Annotated in this window: 35 protein-coding genes, 1 tRNA gene and 1 other annotated feature; of the genes, 26 read left to right on the top strand and 10 right to left on the bottom strand. The window is 30.4% G+C overall.

Annotated elements, in window-relative coordinates:
* Window positions 1-60 precede the first annotated feature (60 nt).
* Together KSU54_RS04360 and KSU54_RS04355 are read left to right on the top strand one after the other, a co-directional pair.
* Window positions 61-136, top strand: a tRNA-Glu gene (locus tag KSU54_RS04360).
* Between the two features lie 76 nt (window positions 137-212).
* On the top strand, window positions 213-605 hold the full coding sequence (locus KSU54_RS04355; RefSeq protein ID WP_008791502.1) for a hypothetical protein: 393 nt from the start codon (window positions 213-215) through the stop codon (window positions 603-605).
* Between the two features lie 17 nt (window positions 606-622).
* Here the strand turns inward: KSU54_RS04355 and gdhA are convergent, their stop codons facing one another.
* Window positions 623-1,966 (bottom strand): NADP-specific glutamate dehydrogenase, encoded by a 1,344-nt coding sequence (gene gdhA, locus KSU54_RS04350; RefSeq protein ID WP_003537367.1) that lies wholly within the window; start codon window positions 1,964-1,966, stop codon window positions 623-625.
* 352 nt (window positions 1,967-2,318) lie between these two features.
* Here gdhA and KSU54_RS04345 point away from each other — a divergent pair, with 352 nt between their 5' ends.
* The 4 genes from KSU54_RS04345 (at window position 2,319) to KSU54_RS04330 (ending at window position 5,065) form a co-directional block, all read left to right on the top strand.
* Window positions 2,319-3,839: a Y-family DNA polymerase gene (locus tag KSU54_RS04345; protein WP_003537369.1), complete on the top strand. Its 1,521-nt coding sequence runs from the start codon at window positions 2,319-2,321 to the stop codon at window positions 3,837-3,839.
* Window positions 3,836-4,243 carry a hypothetical protein gene (locus tag KSU54_RS04340; RefSeq protein ID WP_117791910.1) on the top strand — a complete coding sequence of 136 codons (408 nt, stop codon included), beginning with the start codon at window positions 3,836-3,838 and terminating at the stop codon, window positions 4,241-4,243. The genes KSU54_RS04345 and KSU54_RS04340 overlap by 4 nt, the downstream gene beginning before the upstream one ends.
* 224 nt (window positions 4,244-4,467) lie before the next feature.
* Window positions 4,468-4,692: a PF20097 family protein gene (locus KSU54_RS04335; RefSeq protein WP_117561220.1), complete on the top strand. Its 225-nt coding sequence runs from the start codon at window positions 4,468-4,470 to the stop codon at window positions 4,690-4,692.
* Between the two features lie 34 nt (window positions 4,693-4,726).
* Window positions 4,727-5,065 carry a hypothetical protein gene (locus KSU54_RS04330; protein ID WP_003537373.1) on the top strand — a complete coding sequence of 113 codons (339 nt, stop codon included), beginning with the start codon at window positions 4,727-4,729 and terminating at the stop codon, window positions 5,063-5,065.
* 70 nt (window positions 5,066-5,135) lie between these two features.
* On the opposite strand, the gene KSU54_RS04325 is transcribed toward KSU54_RS04330, so the two are convergent.
* Window positions 5,136-5,843, bottom strand: coding sequence for a hypothetical protein (locus KSU54_RS04325; RefSeq protein ID WP_003537374.1), 708 nt, complete (start codon window positions 5,841-5,843; stop codon window positions 5,136-5,138).
* A 145-nt stretch (window positions 5,844-5,988) separates the two neighbouring features.
* Between KSU54_RS04325 and KSU54_RS04320 the strand changes: the two genes are divergently transcribed.
* The 3 genes from KSU54_RS04320 to KSU54_RS04310 all read left to right on the top strand — a co-directional run bounded on the left by KSU54_RS04320 (window position 5,989) and on the right by KSU54_RS04310 (window position 7,599).
* A complete protein-coding gene (locus KSU54_RS04320) occupies window positions 5,989-6,219 on the top strand; it encodes a helix-turn-helix domain-containing protein (RefSeq protein ID WP_003537376.1) in 231 nt (76 codons plus the stop codon).
* A 167-nt stretch (window positions 6,220-6,386) separates the two neighbouring features.
* Window positions 6,387-6,932: a DUF6431 domain-containing protein gene (locus KSU54_RS04315; RefSeq protein ID WP_003537377.1), complete on the top strand. Its 546-nt coding sequence runs from the start codon at window positions 6,387-6,389 to the stop codon at window positions 6,930-6,932.
* A gap of 265 nt (window positions 6,933-7,197) precedes the next feature.
* Window positions 7,198-7,599 (top strand): sporulation initiation factor Spo0A C-terminal domain-containing protein, encoded by a 402-nt coding sequence (locus KSU54_RS04310; RefSeq protein WP_224209009.1) that lies wholly within the window; start codon window positions 7,198-7,200, stop codon window positions 7,597-7,599.
* 32 nt (window positions 7,600-7,631) lie between these two features.
* On the opposite strand, the gene KSU54_RS04305 is transcribed toward KSU54_RS04310, so the two are convergent.
* Entirely contained in the window at window positions 7,632-8,129 is a 498-nt protein-coding gene (locus KSU54_RS04305; RefSeq protein ID WP_009300174.1) for a sporulation initiation factor Spo0A C-terminal domain-containing protein, read from the bottom strand.
* Window positions 8,130-8,653: 524 nt separating this feature from the next.
* On the opposite strand from KSU54_RS04305, the gene KSU54_RS04300 reads away from it, so the two are divergent.
* The 11 genes from KSU54_RS04300 to KSU54_RS04250 all read left to right on the top strand — a co-directional run bounded on the left by KSU54_RS04300 (window position 8,654) and on the right by KSU54_RS04250 (window position 17,261).
* On the top strand, window positions 8,654-9,634 hold the full coding sequence (locus KSU54_RS04300; protein ID WP_009009018.1) for an ATP phosphoribosyltransferase regulatory subunit: 981 nt from the start codon (window positions 8,654-8,656) through the stop codon (window positions 9,632-9,634).
* Complete coding sequence (gene hisG, locus KSU54_RS04295; RefSeq protein WP_009009019.1) at window positions 9,627-10,256, top strand: ATP phosphoribosyltransferase; 630 nt, start codon at window positions 9,627-9,629, stop codon at window positions 10,254-10,256. The genes KSU54_RS04300 and hisG overlap by 8 nt, the downstream gene beginning before the upstream one ends.
* Window positions 10,256-11,554 carry a histidinol dehydrogenase gene (hisD, locus tag KSU54_RS04290; protein ID WP_029480278.1) on the top strand — a complete coding sequence of 433 codons (1,299 nt, stop codon included), beginning with the start codon at window positions 10,256-10,258 and terminating at the stop codon, window positions 11,552-11,554. Before hisG ends, hisD begins: the two co-directional genes overlap by 1 nt.
* Window positions 11,555-11,556: 2 nt before the next feature.
* Window positions 11,557-12,144 (top strand): imidazoleglycerol-phosphate dehydratase HisB, encoded by a 588-nt coding sequence (hisB, locus tag KSU54_RS04285; protein ID WP_008791509.1) that lies wholly within the window; start codon window positions 11,557-11,559, stop codon window positions 12,142-12,144.
* A 19-nt stretch (window positions 12,145-12,163) separates the two neighbouring features.
* On the top strand, window positions 12,164-12,772 hold the full coding sequence (gene hisH / locus KSU54_RS04280) for an imidazole glycerol phosphate synthase subunit HisH (protein WP_003537396.1): 609 nt from the start codon (window positions 12,164-12,166) through the stop codon (window positions 12,770-12,772).
* On the top strand, window positions 12,766-13,491 hold the full coding sequence (gene hisA / locus KSU54_RS04275; RefSeq protein WP_009009021.1) for a 1-(5-phosphoribosyl)-5-[(5-phosphoribosylamino)methylideneamino]imidazole-4-carboxamide isomerase: 726 nt from the start codon (window positions 12,766-12,768) through the stop codon (window positions 13,489-13,491). Before hisH ends, hisA begins: the two co-directional genes overlap by 7 nt.
* Complete coding sequence (gene hisF, locus KSU54_RS04270; RefSeq protein WP_022007557.1) at window positions 13,473-14,237, top strand: imidazole glycerol phosphate synthase subunit HisF; 765 nt, start codon at window positions 13,473-13,475, stop codon at window positions 14,235-14,237. The genes hisA and hisF overlap by 19 nt, the downstream gene beginning before the upstream one ends.
* A complete protein-coding gene (gene hisIE / locus KSU54_RS04265) occupies window positions 14,237-14,875 on the top strand; it encodes a bifunctional phosphoribosyl-AMP cyclohydrolase/phosphoribosyl-ATP diphosphatase HisIE (protein WP_003537400.1) in 639 nt (212 codons plus the stop codon). The genes hisF and hisIE overlap by 1 nt, the downstream gene beginning before the upstream one ends.
* A 1-nt stretch (window position 14,876) precedes the next feature.
* Window positions 14,877-15,662, top strand: a complete 786-nt coding sequence (locus tag KSU54_RS04260; protein ID WP_008791513.1) for a histidinol-phosphatase HisJ family protein — start codon at window positions 14,877-14,879, stop codon at window positions 15,660-15,662.
* 85 nt (window positions 15,663-15,747) lie between these two features.
* Window positions 15,748-16,095 carry a hypothetical protein gene (locus KSU54_RS04255; RefSeq protein WP_008791514.1) on the top strand — a complete coding sequence of 116 codons (348 nt, stop codon included), beginning with the start codon at window positions 15,748-15,750 and terminating at the stop codon, window positions 16,093-16,095.
* On the top strand, window positions 16,095-17,261 hold the full coding sequence (locus KSU54_RS04250; RefSeq protein WP_003537412.1) for a cation diffusion facilitator family transporter: 1,167 nt from the start codon (window positions 16,095-16,097) through the stop codon (window positions 17,259-17,261). The genes KSU54_RS04255 and KSU54_RS04250 overlap by 1 nt, the downstream gene beginning before the upstream one ends.
* A gap of 34 nt (window positions 17,262-17,295) precedes the next feature.
* Here KSU54_RS04250 and KSU54_RS04245 read toward each other — a convergent pair whose 3' ends face one another.
* The 7 genes from KSU54_RS04245 to KSU54_RS04215 all read right to left on the bottom strand — a co-directional run bounded on the left by KSU54_RS04245 (window position 17,296) and on the right by KSU54_RS04215 (window position 20,998).
* On the bottom strand, window positions 17,296-18,468 hold the full coding sequence (locus tag KSU54_RS04245; protein WP_003537413.1) for an ABC transporter permease: 1,173 nt from the start codon (window positions 18,466-18,468) through the stop codon (window positions 17,296-17,298).
* Entirely contained in the window at window positions 18,461-19,192 is a 732-nt protein-coding gene (locus KSU54_RS04240; RefSeq protein WP_008791516.1) for an ABC transporter ATP-binding protein, read from the bottom strand. Before KSU54_RS04240 ends, KSU54_RS04245 begins: the two co-directional genes overlap by 8 nt.
* Before the next feature lie 14 nt (window positions 19,193-19,206).
* The gene (locus KSU54_RS04235; RefSeq protein WP_003537415.1) at window positions 19,207-19,668 is read right to left on the bottom strand and encodes a hypothetical protein; all 462 of its coding nucleotides are present in this window, start codon (window positions 19,666-19,668) and stop codon (window positions 19,207-19,209) included.
* Complete coding sequence (locus KSU54_RS04230) at window positions 19,655-19,870, bottom strand: helix-turn-helix transcriptional regulator (protein WP_009009025.1); 216 nt, start codon at window positions 19,868-19,870, stop codon at window positions 19,655-19,657. The genes KSU54_RS04235 and KSU54_RS04230 overlap by 14 nt, the downstream gene beginning before the upstream one ends.
* A gap of 66 nt (window positions 19,871-19,936) precedes the next feature.
* Window positions 19,937-20,404, bottom strand: coding sequence for a hypothetical protein (locus tag KSU54_RS04225; protein WP_003537417.1), 468 nt, complete (start codon window positions 20,402-20,404; stop codon window positions 19,937-19,939).
* Window positions 20,397-20,606: a helix-turn-helix transcriptional regulator gene (locus KSU54_RS04220; RefSeq protein ID WP_003537418.1), complete on the bottom strand. Its 210-nt coding sequence runs from the start codon at window positions 20,604-20,606 to the stop codon at window positions 20,397-20,399. Before KSU54_RS04220 ends, KSU54_RS04225 begins: the two co-directional genes overlap by 8 nt.
* A gap of 101 nt (window positions 20,607-20,707) precedes the next feature.
* Entirely contained in the window at window positions 20,708-20,998 is a 291-nt protein-coding gene (locus KSU54_RS04215) for a nucleotide pyrophosphohydrolase (RefSeq protein ID WP_009009027.1), read from the bottom strand.
* Window positions 20,999-21,174: 176 nt separating this feature from the next.
* Window positions 21,175-21,404, top strand: a binding site (T-box leader).
* 37 nt (window positions 21,405-21,441) lie between these two features.
* Between KSU54_RS04215 and KSU54_RS04210 the strand changes: the two genes are divergently transcribed.
* The 6 genes from KSU54_RS04210 to KSU54_RS04185 all read left to right on the top strand — a co-directional run bounded on the left by KSU54_RS04210 (window position 21,442) and on the right by KSU54_RS04185 (window position 25,169).
* A complete protein-coding gene (locus tag KSU54_RS04210) occupies window positions 21,442-22,446 on the top strand; it encodes a methionine ABC transporter ATP-binding protein (protein WP_117791908.1) in 1,005 nt (334 codons plus the stop codon).
* Entirely contained in the window at window positions 22,447-23,112 is a 666-nt protein-coding gene (locus KSU54_RS04205) for a methionine ABC transporter permease (RefSeq protein ID WP_003537421.1), read from the top strand.
* Between the two features lie 9 nt (window positions 23,113-23,121).
* Window positions 23,122-23,943, top strand: a complete 822-nt coding sequence (locus KSU54_RS04200; protein WP_003537424.1) for a MetQ/NlpA family ABC transporter substrate-binding protein — start codon at window positions 23,122-23,124, stop codon at window positions 23,941-23,943.
* 85 nt (window positions 23,944-24,028) lie between these two features.
* Window positions 24,029-24,364 (top strand): inorganic diphosphatase, encoded by a 336-nt coding sequence (locus tag KSU54_RS04195; protein WP_003537426.1) that lies wholly within the window; start codon window positions 24,029-24,031, stop codon window positions 24,362-24,364.
* A gap of 11 nt (window positions 24,365-24,375) precedes the next feature.
* The gene (locus KSU54_RS04190) at window positions 24,376-24,720 is read left to right on the top strand and encodes an iron chaperone (protein WP_008791519.1); all 345 of its coding nucleotides are present in this window, start codon (window positions 24,376-24,378) and stop codon (window positions 24,718-24,720) included.
* Complete coding sequence (locus KSU54_RS04185; RefSeq protein ID WP_003537430.1) at window positions 24,717-25,169, top strand: VOC family protein; 453 nt, start codon at window positions 24,717-24,719, stop codon at window positions 25,167-25,169. The genes KSU54_RS04190 and KSU54_RS04185 overlap by 4 nt, the downstream gene beginning before the upstream one ends.
* The last annotated feature ends 21 nt before the right edge of the window (window positions 25,170-25,190 follow it).

Below are 25,190 nucleotides of genomic sequence, written 5' to 3'. Positions count from 1 at the left end.
GCAGAGGACTGAAAATCCTCGTGTCGCTGGTTCGATTCCGGCCGGAACCACCATTGATTTGGCCTGTTGGAGAAACGGTTAACTCACATGCCTTTCACGCATGCATTCACGGGTTCGAATCCCGTACAGGTCACCATTTGAAATTAGCAACCTTTGGGTTGTTTTTATTTTTGATTATGATATACTATTGAATATTAATAAGAGGTGGATTCATGAAATATAAAGAGTTTAGAATGTTAATTTTTTCAATTATCTTTTTCTTTGTGATTGGCGGTGTGTGTGTTTATTTTGCACTAGATCATAATCGTTCAAAAGTGATTATTGGTGTAATCTTATCGTTTGTTGTATTAATGATGTTAACAACAAAATATAATATGAAGATATTTAATGATTCGATGCTAGTTTATGAATTTAAAGGAATTGGAATCTTACCAGCTTTGATAGACTATAAAGATGTTAAAGAAATAAAATTAGTGAGCAAACACAAAGTTAAGATAAAACATAAAGGTATTTCAACACTTTATATTTTAGATGCTGAGTCATTTTATGAAGAAGTAATGGAAAATATCGAAGAATATAAAAAAAGCGTTAATCAAGAAGATTAGCGCTTTTATCTTATCTATTAATAAATTCCTTGAGAAATCATTGCTGCAACAACTTTTTCAAATCCGGCAATGTTTGCACCTTTTACAAGATCATATCCAAGACCGTATTTTTCAGCCGCAGCTTTTGAATGATCGTGAATGTCTTTCATAATTTGTTTTAATTTAGCATCAACTTCTTCACGTGTCCAATTATAACGCATTGAGTTTTGAGCCATTTCTAATGCAGAAACTGCAACCCCACCAGCATTAGCAGCTTTTGCAGGTCCTAGAGTTCCACCGTTACTAATAAAGTATTCCATTGCTTCAGGTGTAGTAGGCATATTAGCACCTTCAATAATGTATTTAACACCATTAGCAGTTAATTGTTTAGCTTCTTCTATACCAATTTCATTTTGTGTAGCGCATGGGAAAGCCATATCAACTTTTAATCCCCAAGGTTTTTCACCAGCGTGGAATTCACATCCGAATTTTTCAGCATAGTCTTTTAGTTTAACATCATTTGATTCACGAATTTTACATAAGAAATCAATTTTTTCATCTGTAGTAATTCCTTCAGGATCATATACATATCCATCACGTCCAGAAATTGATACGACTTTAGCTCCAAATTCACGAGCTTTTAAACAAACACCCCATGCTACGTTTCCATATCCAGAACAAGCAATTGTTTTTCCTTCATAAGAATCATTGAAATGTTCTAATACTTCTTTACCATAGTAGCATGCTCCAAATCCAGTTGCTTCGGGACGAATTAAACTTCCTCCATATGGCAATGGCTTACCAGTTAAAACACCATTTTCAAAAGCACCACGAATACGACGATATTGACCATACATATAACCAATTTCACGGGCACCTGTACCAATATCCCCAGCAGGTACATCTACGTCTGGTCCAATATGACGATATAATTCAGTCATGAAGCTTTGGCAGAAACGCATAATTTCGTTATCAGATTTTCCTTGTGGATCGAAATCAGATCCACCTTTACCACCACCGATAGGTAGTGTAGTTAATGCATTTTTGAAAATTTGTTCAAATCCTAAGAATTTGATAATTCCAAGATTTACACTAGGATGTAATCTTAATCCCCCTTTATATGGTCCAATTGCACTTGAGAATTGAACACGATATCCACGGTTTACTTGTACTTGACCATTATCATCCATCCAAGGTACTTTAAACATTAAAGTTCTTTCAGGTTCTACTAATCTTTCAAGAATAGCTTGTTTTTCATATTCAGGATGAGCTTCGATTACAGGTCGTAAGCTTTCTAATACTTCTTCAACTGCTTGAATAAATTCAGGTTGATCAGCATTTTTTTCTTTTACTTGATTAAATACTTTAGTAATATAATCCATTTTTATATTGTCCTCCTTCTTGTATATTTAATATAATACTATTAGTCTGATAATAAATAAATCATTTAAGAAAAAAATATTATAAATAAATATAATTATTATATTGCATAAAAAATACCATCTTTATAATATTGTCTTTTAAAATACTATTTGTATATCAATAAATACATAGCTGCTATAAAGAGAGTTTCCAATATAGTGAGCTAATAAGTTAATAAACTTATTTTTTGTATACTTAGCGTGAGGATTAAAAATAAAATTTATTATTTGATAATAATAGATTTTTCTTTGTGAAAAAGGGCAAACTATAGTAGAATAAACAGTGGATTCTTTTTAGAAATGGAGTGTTAAAATGGAAGCAGCGGGACATGTATATATGGCGATTGATTTAAAATCTTTTTATGCTTCAGTTGAATGTATTGAAAGAAATTTAGATCCTTTAACTACTAATCTTGTTGTAGCTGACACTAGTAAAACAGAGAAGACGATTTGTTTAGCGGTATCACCATCTTTAAAACAGTACGGTATTTCAGGCCGAGCAAGATTGTTTGAAGTCATACAAAAAGTCAAAGAAGTTAATTTTCAAAGAAAAAGAGCAATTAACGACAGAAATTTTATAGATAAATCTTATTTTGATTCTCAACTAAAGAAAAATCCTTATTTAGAATTAAGCTATATAGCAGCATCACCCAGAATGGCTTTGTATATGGAATATAGTACACGAATATATAACATTTATTTGAAATATGTATCACCTGAGGATCTCCACGTCTATTCGATTGACGAAGTTTTTATTGATGCAACTAGTTATTTGAAAGCTTCAAGAAAAACACCTGGAGAATTTGCTAAAATGATAATATTAGATATTCTAGAAACGATTGGCATAACAGCTACTGCAGGAATAGGAACAAACCTATACCTCGCAAAAGTGGCAATGGATATTGTTGCTAAACATGTTAAAGCGGATGAAGATGGGGTTCGGATTGCCTATCTAGATGAAATGCGATATCGAAAATATTTATGGCATCATCAGCCGATTACAGATTTTTGGCGAATAGGACGAGGTTATGAAAAAAAATTAAAGAAAATAGGTTTATTTACAATGGGCGATATTGCCAAATGTTCAGTGGGCAGTGAAGATGAATATTATAATGAAGACCTTCTTTATAGTATATTTGGTATTAACGCTGAATTGCTGATTGATCATGCTTGGGGATGTGAACCTTGTACAATGCAACATATTAAGGCATATAAACCAGAAAATAATAGCATTGGAATTGGACAGGTTTTGAGTTCACCTTATTCATTCGAAAAAGGTAAATTGATACTTAAAGAAATGCTGGACGCATTAGCATTAAGTTTAGTTGATAAAAAGCTTGTTACAAACCAAATTATTATTACTATTGGATATGATATTGAAAATGTAACTACGGGTAGTCTTTATCGCGAGGAAATAATTACCGATAGATATGGGCGAAAGATTCCAAAGCATGCCCATGGAACAATTAATCTTGATAGTTATACTGCATCAGCAAAATTAATTATCTTGGCAGTTTTAAAATGGTATGAAGAACATGTTAAAAGATTCTTAACAATTAGAAGGTTTAATATTTCTGCCAATCATATTATTGATGAAAGCAGTATTAAAATAAAGCCGACAATACAACAAATGGATCTATTTACTGATTATGATCAACAAAAGAAAGATGAAGAAAAACAAAGACGTGATTTAGAGAAAGAAAAAAGACTTCAAAAAACAACTTTGGAGTTAAAAAAGAAATATGGTAAGAATGCTGTTTTAAAAGGGATGAACTTAGCAGAAGGAGCAACAGGGAGAGAACGTAATAAAACAATAGGCGGGCATAAAGCATGACAAAAAACATTCATGACTATCAAGATATTATTAATTTACCACATCATATTTCAATCAAGCATCCACAGATGTCATTAGAAGATCGTGCAGCTCAATTTGCTCCTTTTGTTGCACTGACAGGACATAAGGACTCAATTAAGGAAACTGAGCGACTAACAGCTCAAAGAAAAATCTTGGATGAAGATCGTATAGCAATTATTAATTTCAGATTACAACAATTATTAAAGCATCTTACTGAAGCACCGTTAATAAAAATAACATATTTTGAAGCAAATCAAAAAAAATCGGGTGGACAATACATTACAATTATAAATCACCTAAAAAAAATTAACGAATATGAAAATTTATTAGTGCTTGAAAACGGTGTAAAAATAAATATTGATGATATATACGAGCTTGAATAAGTTAATGGTTATTATGAGATAAGTTTATTTTAGTAAAAAAATATTGCTATTTTCATGTGGCTGGATGTATATAATATTTTAGTTTTAATGATAATTTTATGGTATCAAAATAGAGATGATTAGAACTAATAGCTGTTAGTTTATCTAATCATTTTTATTTTTGAATAAAAAATTGTATACTTAAATTGATTATTTAAATAATTATGAAAGTTGAGAAAGTATCAATGAAATCTCCATATTGTGCTAGCGAGATGATCCTTGGTTATATTTATTCGGGGAAAAATGATATTTGTTGGACTCCGGATAATGAAAAAAATAGCTGGATTATTAATCATCCAAATAAACAGCAGGTTATTTTAGCAAAATTAAATTTGATAAAAGGCTGTCGAATTAAAGTATTTAGATGTGCTAGCTGTCAAATAGAGATTATTAATGAAAAAGAGTTATAATTCGCTTATTGAAAAGCTGTAAAGGAGAGAAACTATGGTAAATATTAAGAAAATTATTAAGATTATTTCTTGGATCATTATTGCTCTTTTAGGTATAGCCTTGTTACTAAATTGGCAAACAATTGAATCACCAGTCATTATTCATGCTGATTTGTCAGGGAATTTCTCTTATGGTAATAAATCTACACTTATTGTTTTCTATCTAATTATAGTTCTAATAAACTTATTATTTACATTTAAATATGAGATACCATTGATGAAAGAATTGCATAAAATGATTAAATCCTCGTTAGTGATAGATATAATTAGTATATTTTTTCAATTTTTGATAATTGTTGTTATAGGAGCATTTATAGTTAAAGCCATAATTTAAAAAGTATAATTAAATCAAGTTTCCCTAATAAGGGAATTTTTTTATGACGTATATTCAGAAATAAAGAAGACTAGGTTTTGTTACTTTGTCGCTCATTTAAAACTACGATTTGTTCAAAAATACTGTCAAATTCAGGATTATCCAGATTAGTATAAATTTCAACTTTATACTTAATTGGAGCGACTTCAATAAATCGATTCATTGAATCTAAAACGAAACTATCAAATTTAGCTAAATCAATGTTTGAATAAGTTTTATTAATTTTCAATTTAGCACGAAGATACTGTGAAATAAAATATCTAATTTGAGCAATATGAATTTTTTTCAATAAACCAATATTATCAAAATAGTCAATGCTGTGATCAAATTCATCACCATTATGATCGATCATGTCACATAAAGTAGAAACTTCAATGTTTAATTTAGCATTAAAAAAAGGAATTTCTTCTAAATATGCAATCTCATTTATAAGCCATATTGCTTCAAATAAGCTAGCTTTAAGTTCATTATTGTCTAACTCATTTAAATCAATTAGATTTGATGTGAGCTGATTCATATAGTTATAGAACTTATCAATTGGATAGTATGATAAATTAGATAAATCATCATATCTTGCATAGGTTAGATACAATTTGTCACAGCTAACTTTATAACCTCTTTGAATTAATTCATCTTTTTTACAAATACCAAAATATAGATAGTTACCTCTTGGTAAATCATTAATATTGGGAACCTGCTGTAATAAGTCTAATGAATTAAAAAAATCATACATATACATAAATTTTACTCCTTCTTTGTTATAAGTATTAATTTTGGGAAAAATAGCTACATCAATATAATACCTTACTAAATAGCAAATATCTATATAGATAATTACTAAAAGGCAATTTATTATTTATACTTATTTCAAAGAGGTGATTTCAATGAATGAATATGGACATATAATAATGAATATAGAGCAGATTTTAAAAAATAAAGGAATAAGCAAAAATAAAATATGCAAAGAATTGGATATACCTCGACCTAATTTTAATCGATATTGCAAAAATTCTTTTCAAAGGATCGATGCAAATCTTATTTGTAAACTATGTTATTATCTTGAGTGTAACATAGAAGAATTAGTTACTTATATTCCGCCTCAAGAAACTAAATAAAATAAAACTACGTTATTTGAACTAAATTTCATATATATAAGTATTTAATGGAAATGGTTTAGTAAGACGTAGTTTTTTATCTTTAGTATATCAAATAATAGCAAAATATTTATTGATTTGATTACCTGATTAAGCGTAATATATAAGTATAAACGGGAGAGCTAAAAATGATTATAATTTCAAATGATACAGTATATTTAAAAAAGGAATTCACACAAGAAACATATGATCAAGCACTGATACGGGTTGATATGAAGGGGCTTGAATGTGACTGTGGCAGCAATGGTAAACTAGTTAAAATTGGCTATTATCAAAGGTATTATAAAACATCCACGCGAAAAATATGTATTCAAATTCAACGAGTGATGTGTAAACATTGCGGTAGAACACATGCGCTTTTTGTAGAATGTATGGTTCCTTCGTCAATGTTACTAGTAACAACTCAAATTGAATTGTTGCGTTCATATTATAATCATAGACTTGAAGAATTTTTGATGGTATATCCAACCATTGAACGTTCTAATGCTTTTTATGTAGTTAAAAATTATGAAAAAAAATGGTCGAAAATTTTGAAATTAACAGGTCTTTCGTTAATGGATGAAGAAAAGAAGATAATAAAAGTATTTATAAAAAAATATCAAATGCAATTTATGCAGATGAGATCATACTCAAAAATAGTATCTCAATTACGGCTAAGTGAAAAGCTTAGCTAAATTTGATCAATACACATAATTTTTATATTTTAAAGGGCCTAAATTTGTTATACTAATCCTGGGATAAAGAGAGGGGAGTGAGTATAATGAATTATTTTGATATAAAAAATATATTAAGATATAAATTCTTAGTGAAGTACAAGGTTATCTCGGGATAAGGGCTTTAATGCGCTCAAAAACAGATTCAATATGGGATAAAGTTTAAAGTGAGGAGATAAGTGTATTAGACACTAAGTTATTAAAAATGAATAGGGAATTTAGTATTGTGATCTTACCAAAGGATCAAATGATAGAAAAGAATAGTAGAGATAAAAATATATTTATAATGAAACGACTATATGAAATATTTTTATCGATAGGTGCACCAAATCATTTAAACGGATTTGGTTATTTAGTTTCAGCAATAAAACGTTCATGCAGTGATATTGAAATTTTGACAGAAATTACAAAAGAATTATACCCAAGTGTAGCAAGAGAGTATTCTACAACTTCGTCACGGGTGGAACAATCAATCCGACATATAATCAAGGTTATTTGGTCAAACGGTAATCTTGTAGAGTTAGAAAAAATGTTTGGTTATCGAGCTAAACATCGACCTTGTAATTCAGAATTTATTTCAATGGTAACTGATCGACTGTTGTCAGAATATAAAATATATAATGAGTAATTTATAAAAAGAAGTTCATATAAAACTTCTTTTTATCTGCTTTCAAATGCATAACGATTTTTTATTTTGAGTTTATCTGCAATTAAAGCAATAAATTCAGAATTTGTTGGTTTTCCTTTAAGAGAATCTGGGGCGGCCCTAATAATGGTATTAATTTTTCTTTTGTCACCTTGATTCCAACTGTTTTCAATTGCATGACGAATTGCTTTTTCAACTCTTGAGGCTGTCGTACTGTATTGGCGAGCAATATTTGGATAAAGTCTTTTTGTTATTTGACCTAATAATTCGATATCAGAGTATACCATTAAAATAGCAGTTCTTAAATACATGTAGCCTTTCAAGTGAGCCGGAATGCCAACCTGCTTTAGAATTGTTGTAATATCATGTTCAAGTTTAACTTCACTATGATTTGTGGACTGAAGATTATTGACTGCTTCTATCCAAATGTTATTATTGTTTGATAAATGATCAATCAGTTCAGCAGATATTTCTTCATCTTCTTCTAAAATATATATGTAGTATTGTTTCATATTATTCTCCTTCCAAATAATGACAAAAACTATTATATAAAGACAATGATTTTAGTAAAAGGGGAATTGTTATTATTTATTTTCTTTTAGTAAACTAGGTAATAAGATTCATGTTTTTCTAAAATATTTCGCCTTTTTTAGCTAATATTTAACGAATATTTGCTAATACTCACGAATTTTGGTAAATATTTGATTATAAATGGCAATGGTAATGTTGAAGATAAAAATTTAAGATTTTAACAAGTTAGATAAATAAACTTTATGATAAATCTATAATTTTAATTAATTTTATCTTTTCATTTATCATTAGATATGATATATTGTATACAATGAGAGGTGTTAATTATGAAAACAACAACAAATTTACAATTACATCACCATCATTGGATTGCCTAGGGTTTTATCAGTTTATTGATACAACCCATTTTGTGTTAAATATTATTTGGGTGTATCTAATGACAATATTACTTTAGCGAGTCATTAGTGTAATGACTCGTTTTTTTGTAACTAAAGGGGGAAATAAAATGGAAGAATTTAAGTATTTAATACCGGAAGAAAGTATTGACGCAATTATTACTAATGTATCGAAATTACGAGAGATTGAAAATAGTTTAAGAGCTATCTTTGCAAAGAATAACTATAATGAAGTGTTAATGCCATCATTTGAGTATGTTGACTTATATACTCAATTAGATTGTGGTTTTGAACAAGAAAAAATGTTTCAGTACATTAATCATGAAGGTAAAAATGTTGCAATGCGCTGTGATTTTACAATTCCATTAGCACGTTTCTATTCAACAAACAATTATGGTGATGAAGAAGCACGTTATTGTTATTTTGGTAAAGTATACCGTAAGGAAACTATGCATAAAGGACGTTCCAGTGAGTTTTTTCAAGGTGGAGTTGAGTTGATCAACAAGCCTGGAATTGCTGGTGATAAAGAATGTTTAAACATGATTCAAGAGTCTTTACCACATCTTGGATTAAAAAATATTCTTGTAGAAATTGGTTCAGCACGTTTTTTTAATCGCCTATGCACACTGGTTGGTGATAAGGCAGTTGAATTAACAGAAATATTGAAGTATCGGGATATAAGTGAAATGAAAAAGTTTGTTGCCGATAATGAATTTGATGGGCAGTTAAATGAACTATTATTAAAATTGCCGACTGCTTTTGGTGATATCACTTTATTAGATACTGCAATCAAAGGAATAAATGATGAAATATTGTTAAAGGCTTTGGAAAGATTAAAAGAGTTATATAACTCTTTGGATAATAAAGAAAGTATCATTTTTGATTTAGGAATGGTGCCAACAATGAAATACTACACTGGCTTAATGATTAAAGGATATAGTGATAAAAGTGCGCAGCCAATCATTTCTGGGGGAAGATATGATGACTTATTACCAAGATTCAATAAAAATGTTGGTGCAATTGGATTTTGCTACCATATGAATCATATTTTAAAAGCGATTGATAAGCAGGGGGAAGGCAATAATGATTAAAATAGCAATAACTAAAGGTAGAATTGAAAAGCAGGTCTGTAAGTTGTTACAAGAAGCGGGATTTGATATGGAACCAATTTTTAATAAGGATCGGGAATTATTAATTGCAACAAAAGATGGAATTGAAATGATTTTTGGTAAAGCCAATGATGTAGTAACTTTCTTAGAACACGGAATTGTCGATATTGGTTTTGTTGGTAAAGATACATTAGACGATGTTGATTTTGAAGATTATTATGAATTATTGGATTTAAATATAGGTAAATGTTACTTTGCTGTAGCGGCTTATCCAGAGTATCGTAACAAGAAATTTGAACGGCGTAAAAAAATTGCAAGTAAATATACTAAAGTAGCAAAAAAATATTTTGCAACAAAACAAGAAGATGTTGAAATCATTAAATTAGAAGGATCTGTAGAATTGGGACCAATCGTGGGAATCAGTGACGCAATTGTGGATATTGTAGAAACGGGGTCGACTTTAAAAGCAAATGGCTTAGAAGTGATTGAAAAAATTAGTGATATTTCAACTAGATTAGTGGCCAACAAAGTTAGTTTTAAGTTTAAAAAAGATGAAATTATGAATTTAGTTAATAAATTAGAAGCAGTTACGGAGGGAAAATAATGTTAAAGATTGTTGATTATAAAGGCAATTTAGAAGCGGTAGCGACTAAATTAGACAGCCGTAAGGAAAGTGTTAATAAGGAAGTAAATGAGGCTGTATTAAAAATTATTGAAGATATTAATGAACGTGGAAATAAAGCATTATATGAGTATTGTTTAAAATTTGATGGTTATCAAATTAATGATGAAAAAGATTTAATCGTTAGTGAGATAGAAAAAGAAGAAGCATTAAAACAAATAGATGCAGATTATCTACGTATCCTTGAAAGAACTAAAGAACAAATTACTGAATTTCATAAAAATCAAATTGATAAATCATGGTCTTTATTTAAAGATAATGGGGTAATCATGGGACAGATGGTGCGTCCAATTGAACGGGTGGCATTATATGTTCCTGGGGGAACCGCTAGTTATCCTTCTACAGTATTAATGAATGCTGTTCCAGCAAAGTTAGCGGGAGTTAAAGATTTAGTAATTATTACACCGGTAAAAGAAGATGGAAAAGTTAATCCGATTATTATTGCTGCAGCAAAAGTAAGTGGGGTCGATACAATCTATAAATTTGGTGGCGCTCAAGGGGTGGCTGCCATTGCTCATGGTACTGAAACAATAAAGAAAGCCGATAAAATCGTAGGTCCTGGAAATATTTTCGTTGCGACGGCTAAAAAACTTAGTTATGGACTTGTTGATATTGATATGGTTGCAGGCCCAAGTGAGGTATTGGTAATTGCAGATGAGAACGCTAATCCTAAATATATTGCTGCTGATTTAATGAGTCAGGCAGAACACGATAAACTGGCTAGTGCTTTATTAGTTACGACAAGTCGTGATTTAGTGGCTAAAGTAAATGGTGAATTAGTTCGCCAAATGGCTTATTTATCAAGAAGAGATATTATCGAAGAATCCTTGGTTAATTATGGTGGAGCAATCATTGTTGATAATTTGAATGAAGCATTTGATGTTTCCAACTATTTAGCACCAGAACATTTAGAAGTATTAGTAGATAATCCTGTAAATATGTTACCAAAAATTAAAAATGCCGGTTCTATTTTCTTAGGAGAATATTCACCGGAACCATTAGGCGATTATATGAGTGGAACTAACCATGTACTACCAACTGGAGGAACTGCTAAGTTTTATTCGGCATTAGGGGTATATGATTTTGTTAAATATTCATCTTATAGCTATTATCCTAAAAATGTCTTAGGCGAATTCAAGGAAGATGTAATTAAATTTGCTAAAAGTGAAGGTTTAGATGCCCATGCAAATTCAGTAGCAGTAAGATTTGAGGAGGAATAGTCATGAGAATTGGAAAGATTGAACGTGAAACAAAAGAAACGAAAATTCTTGTGCAATTAGATTTAGATGGAGAAGGTAAAAGTGAAATTAGTACTGGAATCGGATTCTTTGATCATATGTTAACACTATTTGCTTTTCATGGAGGTTTTGATTTAATCGTTAAATGCGAAGGTGACTTAGAAGTTGATACTCATCATACAGTAGAAGATCTTGGAATTGCTTTAGGAACTTGTTTAAAAGAAGCGCTTGGCAATAAACTCGGGATTAAAAGATATGGAGCTTTTACTATTCCGATGGATGAAACGCTAGTAACAACCAATTTAGATATTAGTGGGCGTCCTTTCTTAGTTTATAATGTTAATCTAACTTGTGAAAGAATTGGCACATTTGAAACAGAAATGACGGAAGAATTTTTTCGGGCATTGGCATTTAATTCACTGATTACTTTACATATTAATGAACAGTATGGAACTAATAATCATCATATTGTTGAAGCTATATTTAAAAGTTTAGGAAGAGCTTTAAAAGAAGCGGTTAGTATTGATGAAGCTAACAAAGATAAAGTTGTTTCATCAAAAGGAGTCTTATAAAAATCAAGGGGGGATTTAGATGGTAGTAATCATTGACTACAATATTGGTAATTTAAGTAGTGTTATTTCCGCTTTAAAAAGGGTCGGAATTGAAGCTGTAATTACTCGTGACAAAGATATTATTCGCCAAGCTAAAGCAATTGTATTACCTGGAGTAGGGGCTTTTCCGGTAGCTATGAATAATTTAAAAAAGTTTGATTTAATTGATGTTTTAAATGAACGAAAAGATGCTGGAATACCAATTTTGGGAATTTGTTTGGGAATGCAAATTTTATTTGAAAAAGGGTATGAAGTTGAAGAAACTAAAGGATTAGGTTTCCTGGATGGAGAAGTAGTCTTTATGGATATTGATGAAAAGGTTCCTCATATGGGTTGGAATCAATTACATTTCAACCAAAACCATCCAATTTTAAAAAATATTCATGAAAATGATGATGTCTATTTTGTTCATTCTTTTATGGCAACATGCCCAAATGAACAATTAATTGCTTATAGTGATTATGGTAAGACAAATATAACGGCAATTGCGGCTAAAGACAATGTGATTGGTTGCCAGTTCCATCCTGAAAAAAGTGGAGCTGTAGGACAAAAAATATTATTAGCGTTTAAGGAGATGATCGAATGTTAGTTATTCCAGCAATAGATTTAAAAGATGGTCAAGCCGTTAGATTGTTTAAAGGTGATTATAATCAAAAAACAGTATATAGTAATGAACCAGAAAAATTAGCTGAGAATTTTGAGAAAATGGGTGCTAAGCTGCTTCATGTTGTTGATTTAGATGGTGCTAAAGATGGTGAATGTATTAATCTTGAAACAATTAAGAAAATAAAACAAAATACTTCAATGCAAGTAGAACTTGGTGGGGGGATTAGAAATATTGAAACAGTTGCTTTATATTTAGATGAAGTAGGAATAGATCGGGTAATTTTAGGAACTGCTGCAATTAATGATCCAGAGTTTTTAAAAAGTGCTATTAATACCTATGGTCCTGAAAAAATTGTCGTAGGAGTTGATGTTAAAGATGGCTTTGTTTCAACTTCAGGCTGGTTAAAAATCAGTAACGTGCCATACTTGGAGTTTATCAAAGAGTTAGAGAAGTTAGGGGTTAAATACATTGTTGCTACAGATATTAGTAAAGATGGAACATTACAAGGTCCTAACTTTGATATGTATGAACAGATCGCTAGAACTTCTACTATTAACTTTGTTGTTTCAGGGGGCATTAAAGATGCTCAAAATATTAAAGATGTAGCTAGTAAGAACTATTATGCATGTATTGTTGGTAAGGCTTATTATGAGGGTAAAGTAGATCTCAAGGAGGTTATTACATGCTTACAAAACGGATAATACCTTGTTTGGATATAAAAAATGGTAAAGTTGTAAAAGGAATTAATTTTGTAGAATTGAAAGATGTTGGAGATCCCATTGAATTAGCTAAACGTTATGATCAGCAATGTGCTGATGAAGTAGTGTTTTTAGATATTACTGCAAGTTATGAAGAACGTGATATTATTAAAGATATTATTGAACGCGGGGCTAGTGAATTAACGATTCCTCTAGCTGTTGGCGGGGGAATCCGGACGCTTGATGATTTTCGAACGATCTTAGCTAGTGGAGCAGATAAAGTATCTGTTAATTCGGCAGCTATTGCAAACCCTGATTTAATAAAAGCGGCTGCTGATGAATTTGGGGTACAGTGTGTAGTCGTTGCAATCGATGCTAAAAAACGTGATGATGACGGTTATGACGTTTATGTAAAAGGTGGTCGTGAAAATACTGGAATTGATCTAATAGAATGGGTAACTAAATGTGAAGAATTGGGTGCTGGGGAAATTCTATTGACTTCAATGGATGCAGATGGGACTAAAGCAGGTTATGATATCGACATGATCAATGCTGTATGTAATGCTGTTGATATTCCAGTAATTGCCAGTGGTGGTTGTGGCAGTATTCAAGACATTGTTGATGTCTTTAAACAAACTAATTGTGATGCCGCTTTAGTGGCTTCATTATTTCATTTTGGCGAAGCAACTGTTGAAGATGTTCGTAAAGAATTAAGGAAACATGATATAAATGTAAGGAGAGCAATGTAATGAAACCAGATTTTACAAAAATGGAGTTGATTCCTGCTATTGTTCAGGACTATAAAACAAATGAAGTTTTGATGTTAGCTTATGTCAACGAAGAAGCATATCAAAGAATGTTAGAAACAAATCAAACTTGTTTTTTTTCAAGAAGTAGGAATGAACTATGGCATAAAGGTGAAACATCAGGTCATTTTCAAAATATTAAAGGGATGTATTTAGATTGTGATTTAGATACACTGTTAATTTTTGTTGAACAAATTGGAGCAGCATGTCACACTGGAGCGTACTCTTGTTTCTTTAATGAAATAATGGCTTATGATAATACTAATATTTTTAGAAGTCTATCAAATCTAATTGAAAATCGGAAACAAAACCCAGTTGAAAAATCATATACTAATTACTTATTAGATCAAGGTGTTGATAAAATTTGTAAAAAAGTAGGTGAAGAAGCAAGTGAAACGATTATCGCGGCTAAAAATGATGATAAGGAAGAATTAATCGGTGAAATCAGTGATTTATTTTATCATGTTTTTGTTTTAATGAATAATCAAGGGGTAACACTTGACGATATTGAAAATAAGTTAAAAGATCGTCATAAAATAACTGGAAATAAGAAAGATTTTCATACTAAAGGAGACTATTAAAATGCGTTCCATTGACTATCATATGCACACTAGATTTTCAGGTGATAGTGAGGCTGATCCGCGTGAACATGTAATTCAAGCAATTAAAATGGGACTAGATGAGATTTGTTTTACTGATCATCGTGATTTCGATTACCCAATTGATGTTTTTGATCTAGATGTCGAAGGTTATTATCAAACAATTATGGCTTTAAAAAAAGAATTTGCAGATAAAATTATAATAAAATGGGGCATTGAAATAGGTCTAGATATGAATCATCAATTAGAGATTAATAATTTGATTAACCAGTATCCTTTTGATTTTGTAATTGGCTCAATTCATGTAATTGATCATACTGAATTTTATTATGGGGATTTTTTTAAAAATCTAAATAAAGAGCAAGCTCATCAGGCTTTCTTTGAAGAAACGCTAAGGTGCGTTAAAAATTTTGACTGTTTTAATGTTTTAGGACATTTAGATTACATTATGCGATACGGGCCTTATGAAGATAAAAAAGTTGAACATAAGAAATATCAGAATATAATTGATGAAATATTTAAAAATTTGATTATTAAAAATAAGGGGATTGAGGTAAATACTTCTGGATATGCAGTTAATCAGACTTGCGGCTTTCCAAATTTTGAACAAGTTCAACGTTATTATGATTTAGGAGGTCGTATTATTACTATTGGTACAGATAGTCATACAAGTGATCGAGTTGGTCAGTATGTCAATGACGTTAAAGAAAATTTAATTAAAATCGGCTTTGAGGATGTTAGTACATTTACAGGGCGTTTAAAGGATTAGATAGCAAAAATCTAATCTTTTTAATTTATTATCATAATCATTAATCATTTATGGTATAATGGATAATATATTTGGAGGTAAAAATATGGAATTATACAACAAGGAAACATTAAAAGCATTGAAAGAAAGTGTCGATGATAGTACTTATTATCTGCCAAAAGCTTTATTTCAAGGCAGTAAATTTGGAAATATTCGTTTAGAAACAAAACTAGCATATGCTGCTTTACTAGATACATTATTAAGAAAGCCTGTTTTTAATCAAGAAAATATTGCTTTGTTAAAAATAGATAATCCAGTAATTGCTCAAACTTTGGCAGCGATGGCAAATAAAGAGGTAAATCAGGCAAAAGTAGCTAAATACCTAGATGAACTAATAGAAGCTAATTTAATCGAGATTAATAAACAAGACATTTATATTTATCATATTGATTAATGTTTAAATTTATATCTAAAAAAATCATTAAGAATTATAATGATTATAATAACCCTAAAGTAAGAGAACAGTATGGCATGCTTTGTTCAATCGTTTCGATTGCCTGCAATATTGTTTTAGTGATTTTTAAACTTACAATGGGGGCTATTACTCATAGTATTGCCATTCAGGCTGACGGGTTGAATAACCTTTCAGATGTTGGTAGTAATTTAGCTTCATTATTTGGTTTTAAATTAGCTAATCGTCATCCTGATTCAGAGCATCCTTATGGTCATGGTAGAATTGAATATGTAGCTGGTCTAATAATCGCTTTTTTAATTTTATTAGTTGGTTTTCAAGCTTTAAAAGATTCTATTTTTAAGATCATTGCTCCTGAAAAAGTAACTTTTACAATCGTAGCTGTAGTTATTTTAATTGTTTCAATTTTAATTAAATTATGGATGGCAATGTTTAATCGAACGGTTTCTAAAAATATTAATTCTGCTACCTTAATGGCTGCCAGTCAAGATAGTTTAAACGATGTGATGGCGACATCAGCGACTTTAATTTCATTAATTTTATCCCTTTATACTGATTTGCCAGTAGATGGGATAATGGGAGCTGTTGTATCAATTATTGTTTTAAAAGCAGGAATTGATATCTTTAAAGATACTGTTGATCCTTTATTGGGGATGGCACCTGATAAGGAATTGATTAATGAAATCGAAGAATATATTCTTTCTTATCCAGAAGCTTTAGGAATCCATGATTTAATGATGCACGATTATGGACCGGGTAGAAAATTTTTAACTTTGCATGTTGAAGTTGATTGTAATGATAATATTATGGCAGTTCATGATGCGATGGACTTGATTGAGCGTTCAATGTTGGAGAAATATCATATCCTGACAACGATTCATATGGATCCAGTAGACACAAATGATGCTCTAACAAATGAATTAAAACAAGTAGTCTTAGGAGTTGTCAAAGGAATTAACAAAGAATACAGTATTCACGATTTTAGAATTGTTACTGGACCAACACATACAAATTTAATTTTTGACGTTATGATTCCTTCAAATGATGAAATTAAACATAAAGTTTTAAAAGAAGAAATCAATACGAAACTACGTGCAATTAACCCTAATTACTATACGGTTATGCAAATTGAACATAGTTTTATTTAAAAAAGAGCCGCTGCAGTTTATCTGCAGCGGCTCTTTATGCTCTAAAGATTACCTCTTCTTTTTCATACATCATTTTAGCTGCAATCATTGAAACAATTACATAAACGATTGACCAGCCAATTGTCATATATAGATGAACATAATTTAATTGATTGAATATAATTTCTTTAATAACGATTACAACATTGAGAATTGGGATATTCATCATCGCCATTGAAACTGAACTTGGCTCCATATACATTGTAATTACTGAAAGTAACACCGGAATAAGGGTTACAGGAGTTAAATACGTATTAGCTTCTTTTAAAGAACGAGCATATGTTGAAACTAATAACATCACTGCAGAAATAAAGATTACATATAATACTGCTAATAATACGATTAACAGCATGCTTTGAAGTGATAAATCGATAGTGATGGCCATCGTATCACTCATTCCAAATTTAAAAGCAAGCAGTAAACCGACTGCTGATAAAATTGAAGTAATGCTACCAAAAGTTGCAGTGACAATCAGTTTACCAATTAAAATAGAACTTCTAGAAATACTTGTTGAAAGTAATGGTTCTAAAGTTCCCCGTTCTTTTTCACCAGCACCTAAATCGGTTGCAATAGGTACGATTCCTGAACCAGAATAACCAATGATCATCATAGGAATTAACATTCCTAGCATCATTAAGGACATACTATCAGCTTCTTCGTCTTTAGCATGTTCATTATAAGTAAATGGTTGTAAAACTTTACTTGATAAATGATTTGCTTCTAAATATGATGCTAAATAACTATTTTGATAAGTACTGAACATTGTTTGAACAGTACTTATAGCAGTCATTGCACGTTGCGAGGTTGTATCATAATATAGGTCAACTTCAGGTGTACTTCCTTGTGTTAATGATTCATTAATATCATTAGCGATGATGTAAGCTACGATTTTCCCATCATAAGCTTCGTTAATAGGGTCTTTGCTATTAACAAGTTCGTAAATACCCGCTTCTTTAAAAAGAGCAGTGATTTCCGGATTATTTGTTTCTAAAACAATTTTATATTTATTATCTTCGCTTGGTGATGCCATATCGCCAATTGATGAAAAGATAAAGGTAAACAATAGGGGCATGACTATGATTGGGATAACGAAAGTCATTAGTAATGTTTTACGATCACGTAAAATATCTTTAAATTCTTTTTTTACAATTGTCATAATATTATTCATGATCATTACCTCCAATACATTCAATAAATAAATCCTCAAGATTATCTTGTTGATATTCCTTTTTTAATTGTTCAATCGTGCCGCTGGCAACAATTTTTCCTTTATGAATTATGATAACGCGATCACATAGTTTTTCAGTTTCATACATATTATGACTAGAAAAAACAATAGCTTTATTTTCTTGCTTACATTTTAAGATAAAGTCATGAATTAATTTACTTGATAAAACATCTAATCCTGTAGTTGGTTCATCAAATAACATAACATCAGGATGATGAATGATACTTCTTGCTAATGATACTTTCTGTTTCATCCCCCGACTATACTTACCAACAGGACGATCAATATATTCTACCATTTCTAGATCTTGAGCAATTTGATCAACTGCTTGTTTAGCTTCTTGATCACTCATCCCGTTTAGTTTAGCAAAATATGTCATATTTTCTCGTCCTGATAAACGATCATATAAAGCAACATCACCACCAAATAAAATACCGATATGTTCTCTAATTTTACTAGGATTATCAATAATATTATAATTATCAATATAAGCGTTACCGCTAGTTGGCTTTAACATTGTTGCTACCATTCTTAATGTTGTTGTTTTACCGGCTCCATTTTCTCCTAATAGACCGATAATTTCTCCAGCGTTGACTTCGAAAGATACATTTTCAACAGCATTAATTTTTTTAAATGTCTTTGTTAAGTTTTCTACTTTTAACATGTTCTTCCCCTCCATTAATTATCATCATCTTGATGATAATGGTTATAAATTACTTTGATTACATAGGTGATAAAGATAATGATGTAAAAGGAAGTGAAAATTAGTTCACAGCCTAATACGGATAATTGATTGTCTATGATTAAAGGTTTTCCATTGATAATTAAAAATAGATATAAACCAAAAAAACCAAATCCATAAAGACCAAAAAATATAAATAATAAACGATACCGGGCCTTTGTTAGAGGATATATTTCATAGTAGATCATTAAAATAAAACAATAAGTAATACTAATGAACAAAGCAATTAAATATTCCCAATCACCAATCATTAGGTCAATATTAAATATCTCTTTAATAAAAAATATTGCAATAATAATAAAACTCAATACTGAAAAACTCTTAAAATAGATATTTCCTCTAATTTTCAATTGTCGTTCATCGAGTCGGCATTTAAATAATGACTTAAATTTCTTCATCAAGAATATCCTCCCAAAATAATTCATCCAACGATTTATTTAAAACTTTACAAATTTTAATACAAAGTTTAACTGTTGGATTATAATCTCCTTTTTCAATCGCATTCATTGTTTGACGTGATACCCCAACAGCATCTGCTAAATCTTTTTGGGTCATATCCAGTGCAGCTCGAGCTGCTTTTATCCTTAGATTTTTAGCCATCTCATCACCTCAAGATAATAGTAGTGTATATTTTAATAAATGTCAAATATATATTACATTTTGTAATTAATATTTATGATTATAATATAAATATAAACATCCTCGGATTATAATGATAATGAAAATACAAGCTACGATTCCAAGCAATAAGTCAAAACTGTAGAGTGGGGCAATCACAGAAACCAATGCCATTGTAATAATCTCAAAGGTAAAAGAAAAATTTCCCCCAACCTTGTCAGCAATAAATAATTTACGTTCATCATGGTCATTTATATATTTTTCAATTAACTTTACTTCATTTTTAGCTAAAAAGAAGTTAGAAATTAGATTAATGCACGGAAAAACAAATAAAGCAAAAGAAAGTCCTGTTTGATATCCATGTACAAAGTCAATGTAATGTTCGTTATTTGAATTAATAGTTAAAACATTAGTTAAGGACAAGATGATTAAAGTTAAAGCAGATATCATTAAAGTAATCATCCAGTAATTAGTTTTTTTCAAGTCTTCACGTGCTAGAACAATTCTTTTATCCATTATTTAGTTCCTCCTCAAAATCAAATATTTCTTCAATTGTCAAGTTAAAATATTTTGCAATTTTATAAGCTAAAATTAATGAAGCTGTGTATTTGCCTACTTCAATTGAAGTAATTGTCTGTCGGGTTACCCCGACAGACCTTGCTAGTTCTTCTTGAGAAATTTTATAGGCTTTTCTAAGTTCAGGAATTTTAGTTTTCATTATAACACTCCTATCTTTGCAAAGTACACTTTACAATTAAAGTATAGTTTGCTTTGCAATATATGTCAAGCTAACTTTGCAAAATAAAAACCTGCTAAAGATTAAAATTCTTTAACAGGATATTTTTCAGCATTTTTTATAAGTTTTTTTTCAATAATTGTACTTACATCAAGATTTAGTGAGTATGCCAGCTGAAAACAATATATCATTATATCGGCAAGTTCTTCACTAATATTTTCTGTTTTGTAATCATTATCCCACTGAATACATTCAAGTAATTCCCCAGCTTCAATAGAAATACTTTTAATTAGACATTCGGGATGTTCTAATTGATCCCAACCACGTTTTTGAACAAATTCAATAATTTTATTTTCAAGCTCTTTCATAAACATCTCCTTTTTTATAATTATATGAACTATTGATAGATAATCAAGTAAAATGAATAAATGTCGATACAAACGGGAATAAATTTAGATATAAAAAAGACAGGAAAATAATGCATAGTAAAAAAGTAGGAAATAATTAAAAAATACTCTTGACTTTTAAAATAGATTTAGTTAATATATTGCCAACGACAATGAAAAGAAGAGTAGTTCACTTGAACTTTATAGAGAATCCTTGGATGGTGGAAAAGGATAGGGGATAATGAATGAAGATGGTCTTGGAGTCTTGTAGGCGATATTTAGCCTATGACGGGTGTGCCCGTTAGCGCACTAGAGTATGATTGTACTCGAAGAGGTTATTGCTGTGAGGTAATAATGAATTAAGGTGGTAACACGGGCAATGCTCGTCCTTTGGCTTAAAGGACGAGTTTTTATATTTTAAGGAGGATTTTATGATTGAAATTAAGCGCGTTAGTAAAGTTTATCGATTAAAGGATCGTGAAGTAGTTGCTGTAGATGATGTTTCTTTAACTATCGAAGATGGCGATATTTATGGAATAATTGGTTATAGCGGAGCTGGTAAATCTACATTAGTGCGTCTAATTAACCAATTAGAGGTACAAGATAGTGGTAAAATATTTATTGATGGACAAGATTTAGGGAATTTATCACAAATAGAATTAAGAAAATTGAGAACTAAAGTAGGAATGATTTTTCAGCATTTTAATTTATTGTGGTCACGAACAGTAAGTGAAAATATTGAATTAGCTTTAGAAATTGCTGGTAATAAAGATAAAAGGATTCGTCAGCAAAAGGTTCAAGAACTAGTAGAGCTAGTTGGTTTAACAGGTCGTGAGAATGCTTATCCTAGCGAATTATCAGGTGGACAAAAGCAACGGGTGGGGATCGCGCGAGCTCTTGCTAATGATCCTAGAATCTTATTATGCGATGAGGCTACTAGTGCATTAGATCCCGATACGACAAAATCGATTTTAGAATTATTATTAAAAATAAATAAGAAATTAAATATTACGATCATTATGATCACACATCAAATGGAAGTAGTCCAAAGAATCTGTAATCATATTGCAGTTATGTCAGAAGGAAAAGTTATCGAAGAAGGAACTGTTAAAGAGATTTTTACTTCGCCGCAACATTCAGTAACTAAAAGTTTTATTCAAGAAGGAAAAAATCATAATGAATTTGATGAGACTGTTCTAAAGAAAATTTATTCTAAAGGACGATTATTGAAAGTAGTGTTTGATGAAAATGTTAGTCGTTTGCCAATTTTGACTAAAGTAATTAGAGAATGTGATAGTGATATAAATGTAATTGAAGCTAATTTAAGCAATATTATCGATAGTTCATTTGGGATTATGATTTTGCAAGTAATCGGTGATTATGAAAAAGTAATAACTTTATTTGAAAAATATTTAGCTAAAGTGGAGGTGATGTAGATGCGAAGTATTTTAGAAAACATTGATATCAATGCGATGATAGCAGCTCTAAATGAAACGCTCTTTATGACATTGATTTCATTGATTTTTGCGGTAATTCTTGGAATGGTCTTGGGAATTGCTATATATTTAACTCAAGATGATGGACTGTATCCTAATTTGATCGTTAATAAAATTTTAAATTTGATCGTTAATGTATTTAGAGCGGTACCATATATTATTTTAGTATTTTTGCTAATTCCATTGACTACATTTTTGGTTGGTTCAATGTTAGGTGCTAAGGCAGCATTACCGTCATTGATTTTATCAAGTGCACCATTTTATGGACGGATGGTCATGATTGCTTTAAATGAAGTTGATGGTGGAACGATTGAAGCAAGTAAAGCAATGGGGGCAAGTAATGTTCAAATCATTACTAAGGTTTTAATTCCAGAAGCTAAACCAGCTTTGATTTCTTCGATTACAGTTATGTCCATTTCATTAGTTGGTTATACAGCAATGGCAGGTGCCATAGGAGCTGGTGGTCTTGGGAATCTGGCATATCTATATGGGTTTGTAAGAACTAACAATTATGTAATGTATACAGCCACATTTTTAATTTTAGTTATTGTTTTTATTATTCAATTTATTGGTGATTATTTTGTAAGGAAAATAGATAAAAGGTAGGGAAATATTATGAAAAAATTATTTATCGGAATTATTAGTTTATTATTAGCAGTTACACTAACTGCATGTGGTGGAAAAACAGAACGTGATGATAAAACATTATTAGTGGCTGCAACCTCAAAGCCACATGGTGATATTTTGGAAGAAGCTAAGAACATTTTAAAGGATGATTATGATATTGATCTAGAGATAAAAATTTTAGATGACTATTATATTTTTAATCGCTCTTTAAATGATGGTGATGTAGATGCAAACTTTTTCCAACATGTCCCATTTTTTGAAAAGGATATTAAGGATAATAAATATGATCTAGTTAATGCTGGTGGAGTGCATATTGAACCATTTGGTTTTTATTCAAAACAAATTAAAAATATTAATGAATTAAAGAAAAATGATATTGTTGTTATTTCTAATTCTGTTGCTGATCATGGACGAATTCTAGCTATTTTAGATGAAGCAGGGATCATTGAATTAGATGATAAAGTGAAAGTGCAAGATGCAACGATTGAAGATATTAAGACTAATCGATTAAATTTGGAATTCAAGGAAATTAAACCAGAATTGCTAACTAATGCGTATAAAAATGATGAAGGTGCATTAATCGCAATCAATGGGAATTATGCAATTGATGCTGGCTTGAATCCAACTAAAGATGCGATTCTTTTAGAATCAGCAGATGAAAGTAATCCATATGTTAATATCGTGGCGTGTCAAAAGGGACATGAAAATGATAAAAAAATCAAAGCTTTAGTAGCAGTATTACAATCTCAAAAAATTAAAGATTTTATTACCAATACGTATAGTGATGGATCAGTGATTCCGGTTAAATAAAGATGCTTAGGCATCTTTTTTTATTATGGCGATTGCGTAGATACAGAAAATAACATATAATTTTTAAAGTTAGGAGGTTTTACCAATGTTATGTAGAGATTATTTGTATCAAGAAGTAGAGGTTCTCATTGATCGTCCATTAGGTTCTCAGCATCCTCAATACGGCTTCATATATCCTCTTAATTATGGTTTCATTGAAAACACAGTTAGCGGAGATGGAGAAGAACTTGATGCTTATTTGCTTGGTGTCTTTGAGCCGGTAGAAAGATATCGTGGGGTAGTTATTGCAGTTATCCAGCGGACTAATGATAATGATGATAAATTGATTGTTGTTCCTCATAATGTTGATTATAGTGATGAACAGATTAGAGCCTTAACAGAGTTTCAAGAGAGATATTTCAATTCGGTTATTCTAAGATAAAGGAGAAGATGATGACTATAACAGTAGACGAATATATTAATAGTTTTTACCAACAGATACAAATAAATTTAATTAAGTTAAGAAAAATAATTAAAGAAACGGCGCCTGAAGCTCAAGAAAAAATATCATGGGGTGTACCAACATATTTTCAAGACGGTTTTCTAGTCCAGTTTGCAGCATATAAAAAACATATTGGCTTCTATACATCACCGCAAACAATAGAAGCTTTTAAAACAGAATTAGCTAATTATAAGACAAATAATAAAAATACAGTGCAATTTATGTTTGAACAAGAATTACCAGTAGAATTAATAAAAAAGATGGTTTTATTTAAAATAGAGGAGAACACTAAATGAGGCTAGGAACAACATATATTAGTGTCAATGATTTTGCTAAGTCACTGGCTTTTTATCAGCTTTTATTGGAGCAAGAGCCATTATATTGTAATGATGATCGGTGGGCTACATTTGATTGTGGGAATTCATTATCATTATATAATCGACAATTTGATATTGATTTTCTTGTAAATAACGATTATCGTGGCCATTATAATCATTCATATTTGACAACTTTGAAAAATGAAAATAGTGATAAAATAAATACATCAGTTATATTCAATTTTGAAGTAGAGGATTTAATAAGTGAATATGAACGAATTAAAAAATTAAAGATAGGGGCTGTATCTGAACTGTTATTTGTCAATATCCATATGCCATACTGGTATTTTACAATCAAAGATCCAGATGGTAATGAAATTGAAATTACTGGCAATTATAATGGAAGCGACAAGCTAACAGATGAGTAAATTTTTATCTTTTCATATTCA

The organism is Erysipelatoclostridium sp. MSK.23.31, assembly GCF_019125875.1.
In the GTDB taxonomy this organism is placed as follows: Bacteria; Bacillota_I; Bacilli_A; order Erysipelotrichales; family Coprobacillaceae; genus Thomasclavelia; species Thomasclavelia ramosa.
The sequence above is the reverse complement of the archived record's forward strand: the minus strand, read 5'-3'. Positions and strand labels throughout refer to the sequence as shown.

Bases quoted from the DNA above. Each gene is read 5' to 3' on its own strand.
- KSU54_RS04205 (WP_003537421.1), top strand. From the start codon at position 22,447: ATGCGAAGTATTTTAGAAAACATTGATATCAATGCGATGATAGCAGCT.
- KSU54_RS04185 (WP_003537430.1), top strand. From the start codon at position 24,717: ATGAGGCTAGGAACAACATATATTAGTGTCAATGATTTTGCTAAGTCA.
- hisH (WP_003537396.1), top strand. From the start codon at position 12,164: ATGGTAGTAATCATTGACTACAATATTGGTAATTTAAGTAGTGTTATT.
- KSU54_RS04260 (WP_008791513.1), top strand. From the start codon at position 14,877: ATGCGTTCCATTGACTATCATATGCACACTAGATTTTCAGGTGATAGT.
- KSU54_RS04355 (WP_008791502.1), top strand. From the start codon at position 213: ATGAAATATAAAGAGTTTAGAATGTTAATTTTTTCAATTATCTTTTTC.
- KSU54_RS04215 (WP_009009027.1), bottom strand. From the start codon at position 20,998: ATGTTTATGAAAGAGCTTGAAAATAAAATTATTGAATTTGTTCAAAAA.
- KSU54_RS04305 (WP_009300174.1), bottom strand. From the start codon at position 8,129: ATGAAACAATACTACATATATATTTTAGAAGAAGATGAAGAAATATCT.
- KSU54_RS04315 (WP_003537377.1), top strand. From the start codon at position 6,387: ATGATTATAATTTCAAATGATACAGTATATTTAAAAAAGGAATTCACA.
- KSU54_RS04225 (WP_003537417.1), bottom strand. From the start codon at position 20,404: ATGGATAAAAGAATTGTTCTAGCACGTGAAGACTTGAAAAAAACTAAT.
- hisG (WP_009009019.1), top strand. From the start codon at position 9,627: ATGATTAAAATAGCAATAACTAAAGGTAGAATTGAAAAGCAGGTCTGT.
- KSU54_RS04220 (WP_003537418.1), bottom strand. From the start codon at position 20,606: ATGAAAACTAAAATTCCTGAACTTAGAAAAGCCTATAAAATTTCTCAA.
- KSU54_RS04250 (WP_003537412.1), top strand. From the start codon at position 16,095: ATGTTTAAATTTATATCTAAAAAAATCATTAAGAATTATAATGATTAT.
- KSU54_RS04245 (WP_003537413.1), bottom strand. From the start codon at position 18,468: ATGAATAATATTATGACAATTGTAAAAAAAGAATTTAAAGATATTTTA.
- KSU54_RS04325 (WP_003537374.1), bottom strand. From the start codon at position 5,843: ATGTATATGTATGATTTTTTTAATTCATTAGACTTATTACAGCAGGTT.
- gdhA (WP_003537367.1), bottom strand. From the start codon at position 1,966: ATGGATTATATTACTAAAGTATTTAATCAAGTAAAAGAAAAAAATGCT.
- hisD (WP_029480278.1), top strand. From the start codon at position 10,256: ATGTTAAAGATTGTTGATTATAAAGGCAATTTAGAAGCGGTAGCGACT.
- hisA (WP_009009021.1), top strand. From the start codon at position 12,766: ATGTTAGTTATTCCAGCAATAGATTTAAAAGATGGTCAAGCCGTTAGA.
- KSU54_RS04210 (WP_117791908.1), top strand. From the start codon at position 21,442: ATGATTGAAATTAAGCGCGTTAGTAAAGTTTATCGATTAAAGGATCGT.
- KSU54_RS04320 (WP_003537376.1), top strand. From the start codon at position 5,989: ATGAATGAATATGGACATATAATAATGAATATAGAGCAGATTTTAAAA.
- KSU54_RS04345 (WP_003537369.1), top strand. From the start codon at position 2,319: ATGGAAGCAGCGGGACATGTATATATGGCGATTGATTTAAAATCTTTT.
- KSU54_RS04255 (WP_008791514.1), top strand. From the start codon at position 15,748: ATGGAATTATACAACAAGGAAACATTAAAAGCATTGAAAGAAAGTGTC.
- KSU54_RS04300 (WP_009009018.1), top strand. From the start codon at position 8,654: ATGGAAGAATTTAAGTATTTAATACCGGAAGAAAGTATTGACGCAATT.
- KSU54_RS04230 (WP_009009025.1), bottom strand. From the start codon at position 19,870: ATGGCTAAAAATCTAAGGATAAAAGCAGCTCGAGCTGCACTGGATATG.
- KSU54_RS04335 (WP_117561220.1), top strand. From the start codon at position 4,468: ATGAAATCTCCATATTGTGCTAGCGAGATGATCCTTGGTTATATTTAT.
- KSU54_RS04330 (WP_003537373.1), top strand. From the start codon at position 4,727: ATGGTAAATATTAAGAAAATTATTAAGATTATTTCTTGGATCATTATT.
- hisF (WP_022007557.1), top strand. From the start codon at position 13,473: ATGCTTACAAAACGGATAATACCTTGTTTGGATATAAAAAATGGTAAA.
- hisB (WP_008791509.1), top strand. From the start codon at position 11,557: ATGAGAATTGGAAAGATTGAACGTGAAACAAAAGAAACGAAAATTCTT.
- KSU54_RS04235 (WP_003537415.1), bottom strand. From the start codon at position 19,668: ATGAAGAAATTTAAGTCATTATTTAAATGCCGACTCGATGAACGACAA.
- KSU54_RS04200 (WP_003537424.1), top strand. From the start codon at position 23,122: ATGAAAAAATTATTTATCGGAATTATTAGTTTATTATTAGCAGTTACA.
- KSU54_RS04195 (WP_003537426.1), top strand. From the start codon at position 24,029: ATGTTATGTAGAGATTATTTGTATCAAGAAGTAGAGGTTCTCATTGAT.
- hisIE (WP_003537400.1), top strand. From the start codon at position 14,237: ATGAAACCAGATTTTACAAAAATGGAGTTGATTCCTGCTATTGTTCAG.
- KSU54_RS04240 (WP_008791516.1), bottom strand. From the start codon at position 19,192: ATGTTAAAAGTAGAAAACTTAACAAAGACATTTAAAAAAATTAATGCT.
- KSU54_RS04190 (WP_008791519.1), top strand. From the start codon at position 24,376: ATGACTATAACAGTAGACGAATATATTAATAGTTTTTACCAACAGATA.
- KSU54_RS04340 (WP_117791910.1), top strand. From the start codon at position 3,836: ATGACAAAAAACATTCATGACTATCAAGATATTATTAATTTACCACAT.